Below are 3,642 nucleotides of genomic sequence, written 5' to 3' on the forward strand. Positions count from 1 at the left end.
TTTTTACCGGTATGACCATTTCAGGTCCCTGTACGATAGAAAGGGAGTACCCAATAGGGCGAATCGGTATTTTCATCAATGTGCAAGATTCTGAGTTCAATCGGTTGAAGAATTCAATGGCTACGCTGAGATGCTGCAAAGAAGAGTCCTAGGTGCGATAATCCAGCAATTTAGGGGCTCTGTACTATTCAAGTGATTGTTCTCAATTCATGGTTCTCTAGGAACCCCGTATTCGAATACGGAATTCCTTGAAACGAAAATATTGATCTTAGGTAAATAAAAATTGATTTTCAACAATCTGTGGGATAGTATTACTCTTACAATAAGTTGATTTGGTTACGCTTTTGAGACACTTTTTCATCGATTGCATCCGTTGTGGTTTACGACCATCATCGATTACCTGTTCTAACAATGGAAACACTACGGTGTTATGTTCTTGGAATTTGGTTTTTCCCTATAGTCCACAAACCTGCAACTGAAGGAGGTCCTATGTTCAAGAAAATTCCCGTGTACTTGGTTATTTTTATACTTGTCTTTCCTTCGGCATTGTTTGCAGAAGGAACCGACACAACGAGTACAGAAAAGACTCCGTTACTTGATATAACGGCATTCAAAAATTATATACAAGGCCCTGATGGTTATCAGATGCTTTCCACTACCCATGATGTCCTAGGGTATAGCTCTGTTTTGTTGGGTTTGGCAGCAGGGTTGTTTTCTCCTCCGGTACTCGGTGTGGATGAAGATATCCATGGATTTCTTGGCGGAGCAGCCACCACTGCAGCAGTATTGAATATTGGGGTAGGGGCTTTAAACTATGGGAACCGCTTTACAACTTCAGAAGGTTTGTTCACCAAAGACAATATCCATATTGTGATGGGAGTTACTGGAGGAGTACTGCTACTGGTTGCAAGCCTGGTTAGCGAATCTGATGCCCATCCAATCATTGCCGGTCTGGGTACTGGCTTAATGGGGGCTTCGATTGTATTCCAATTATTCTAAGGGAGAGGTATGTGATGAAAAGAGTTTTTATGCTTCTTATGTGCCTTATGATTTCATGCGCAGTATTTGCAGCATCAGTGCCGGTAGTATATCTTGATAGGTCTAGTACAAATCTGGAAGCAAGTAGCTACATCAAGAAACAAGCGAAGAGCAATAAACTTCCCCATAAATTTACCTTTACCTCGGATTTAAGCTCCCTTAGTGGTGACGAGAAGGTAGTGGTGATTCTCAATTCTGGCCTATCCTCGGGAACCGATCCAAGGATATCCTCATATCTTAATTCTAGTCAAAATAAACAGGCTATAATCTTAGTAAATCTATATTCCATTGGAAAGAATATCCTGATGACTTCCGTTTCATCGGCGGATACAGCCAGTGGTGTAGATGAAATTTCAGCGGCAACACAATGGAAGAAAAGGGACAGTGCCATTCAAGCTATGCATGAGCAATGGACAGAAGAATTGTTCAGATTGATACAGGTCAAACAGGAGTTATGATGATTTTATTGCTTATCTTCCTATATGGAATAATCCCTGGAATTCAGTTCACACTTTTCATGGTAGATCTCCCTTTCTTTGGAGTCATGGATTCTGTGAATTATTTCTTATCGATTTTCAGTTATTACTTTATCCTCAATCATATTCTCATCACCATCAAGCTACCGTTTTTACAGAGACACTTTCCCTATGATCGCATGGTCAAGTTCCATGCAGTGAGTGGTACCCTCATCATCATAAGCATATATTGGCATGCGTTCTATAAGCTGATCATTGGGAAAGAGATAGTATTTCTTTCTTGGTTGATATTTGTATTGTTCACATTGTTGTACCTTTCTGCCATTCTATGGATAGATGCTCCAGGTGTCAGGCATGTTCGCCGGAGGATCTTGAAGTGGATAGGGCGAGACTCTCTTGCTCGGTATGATCAGTTGAAGTCAGTTCACGGGTATGCATTCCTGCTCCTTGGTTTCCTGGGATACCTACACATACGTGATGCCGGGCTGACTGATAGTAGCTATGCATTTGCATCCATATATCCTCTGATTCATCTTTTGCTGGTTGGCTTTTTGGTTTTGTACTCCCGATTGAGAAAAATTTGGCTTCCTCGTTTGGAGTTGCAGAATAACCAGCGGATTCATGATGTCAGTATTCTGACATTTGTTCCAAAGGGAGCTAAACGTATTACGTATAGGGCAGGACAATTCGGCTATATCAGATGGAAAACCCCGGGATTACCTTCTGAGGAACATCCTTTCTCATTTCTTTCGTGTCCCAGTGACCCTGAAATTTCCTTGGGGATCAAGGTGTTGGGCGACTTTACCGAGACTACAGCAAACGTGCAGGTAGGAAGCATAGCACAGATAAATGGCGGGTTTGGGAATTTCATCCCAGATTACTCTAAAGGAAAGATTTGTCTCATTGGTTCTGGGATTGGTATTGTTCCAATTCTCAGTTTGTTGAGGGATATGAAAAACCACCAACCAGAGAATAGTGTACAATGTTTCCTGGCAGTGAATACCAGGGAAGATTTGCTCATTGGAGATGAAATAGAGAAGATTGTCGCGATGACACCAAATCTGAATATACGGACTCTTGTATATCAAGAGGATGGAATTCTCTATTCCACAGATTTCTTCAAGGAAGCCATCGTTTCTCCAAAGGACTATACCTATTATTTGTGTTCCTCCATGCCAGTGAGGGCAATTGTGCTGAATGCATTGAATGAGCTTGGTGTTCCTCATCACCATTTTCACTTTGAGGCATTTTCTTACTGATCCGAAAGGTGTTTGTCAGGTAGTTATTTGGATTTCCTTCTTGGAACCATCAGGAGAGAGTACATCCAAGAACTGTATTCTGAAATCCTTGTAAGGGAATCATATCAACTACTTTTACGATGGCATCAGACATGAAAAGATATGACTTCCCTATTCATGGTACCAACGTAGATATGCTTCTATACATCTGGAAAGGAACCGGAACGAATATCACGCCTTCTATAAAAATGCAATGTTAGACGGCTGAAAGCAAGATTCTTGCCTCTTGGAATAGTTTGAAGCATGCAAAAGGTGGTATTCATTCAGAGGTAAGCCATTGCAGGAGATATTGCTGCTGAATTCCTTCATGGCTTCTCCCTGATCCGATTTCATCCATTGTGAGGAGAATCTTTGGGTAGTTATCGTGTATTGCTTGCAGTGGTGCTAGTTCTCTTTTCAAAGTATTTTCATCAAGAACTGTTGCCGATACTTGGTAGTACATAATTCCTTTGTCTGTTGTTGCCACAAAGTCAACCTCTTTCTCAGCTAACTTACCGATGTAAACCTTGTAACCACGCCTGATAAGCTCAAGATATACTATGTTTTCTAGTTGGTGTCCAATATCTGATTCTCCATTAGCTAGGAGATTGTTTCGCAATCCTAGGTCAACAATATAATATTTACCCAAGGTCTTGAGAAAACTTTTTCCTCTGATGTCGTAGCGATCAGCCTTATAGAAGATGTAACTTTCTGTTAATGCCTGAAGATAGCTATCTACTGTATTGACAGATATTTTCCTTCCATTGGACTGAATGGTATCACAGATTTTTTTTGTGGAAATAGGACTACCTATGCAACTTCCTAATACCTTGATGATTTGTTCCAGAAGT

Annotated in this window: 4 protein-coding genes; 3 read left to right on the plus strand and 1 reads right to left on the minus strand. The window is 40.8% G+C overall.

Features of this window, described 5'->3' with window-relative positions:
* Nucleotides 1-489: 489 nt before the first annotated feature.
* Genes AB7S66_RS12055 through AB7S66_RS12065 form a run of 3 tightly spaced genes read left to right on the plus strand, consistent with a single transcriptional unit; the run spans nucleotide 490 to nucleotide 2,773 of the window.
* Nucleotides 490-999, plus strand: a complete 510-nt coding sequence (locus tag AB7S66_RS12055) for a hypothetical protein (protein WP_117331512.1) — start codon at nucleotides 490-492, stop codon at nucleotides 997-999.
* Between the two features lie 14 nt (nucleotides 1,000-1,013).
* Nucleotides 1,014-1,496 (plus strand): hypothetical protein, encoded by a 483-nt coding sequence (locus AB7S66_RS12060; protein ID WP_428520335.1) that lies wholly within the window; start codon nucleotides 1,014-1,016, stop codon nucleotides 1,494-1,496.
* The gene (locus AB7S66_RS12065) at nucleotides 1,493-2,773 is read left to right on the plus strand and encodes a hypothetical protein (protein WP_428520337.1); all 1,281 of its coding nucleotides are present in this window, start codon (nucleotides 1,493-1,495) and stop codon (nucleotides 2,771-2,773) included. Before AB7S66_RS12060 ends, AB7S66_RS12065 begins: the two co-directional genes overlap by 4 nt.
* 298 nt (nucleotides 2,774-3,071) lie before the next feature.
* On the opposite strand, the gene AB7S66_RS12070 is transcribed toward AB7S66_RS12065, so the two are convergent.
* The coding region (locus AB7S66_RS12070) for an ATP-binding protein (RefSeq protein WP_428520339.1) at nucleotides 3,072-3,642 on the minus strand (571 nt) is incomplete at its 5' end.

The organism is Sphaerochaeta sp. (assembly GCF_050178175.1).
Lineage (GTDB): Bacteria > Spirochaetota > Spirochaetia > Sphaerochaetales > Sphaerochaetaceae > Sphaerochaeta.

Coding starts and splice junctions, on each gene's coding strand:
- AB7S66_RS12060 (WP_428520335.1), top strand. CDS start 1,014: ATGAAAAGAGTTTTTATGCTTCTTATGTGCCTTATGATTTCATGCGCA.
- AB7S66_RS12065 (WP_428520337.1), top strand. CDS start 1,493: ATGATGATTTTATTGCTTATCTTCCTATATGGAATAATCCCTGGAATT.
- AB7S66_RS12055 (WP_117331512.1), top strand. CDS start 490: ATGTTCAAGAAAATTCCCGTGTACTTGGTTATTTTTATACTTGTCTTT.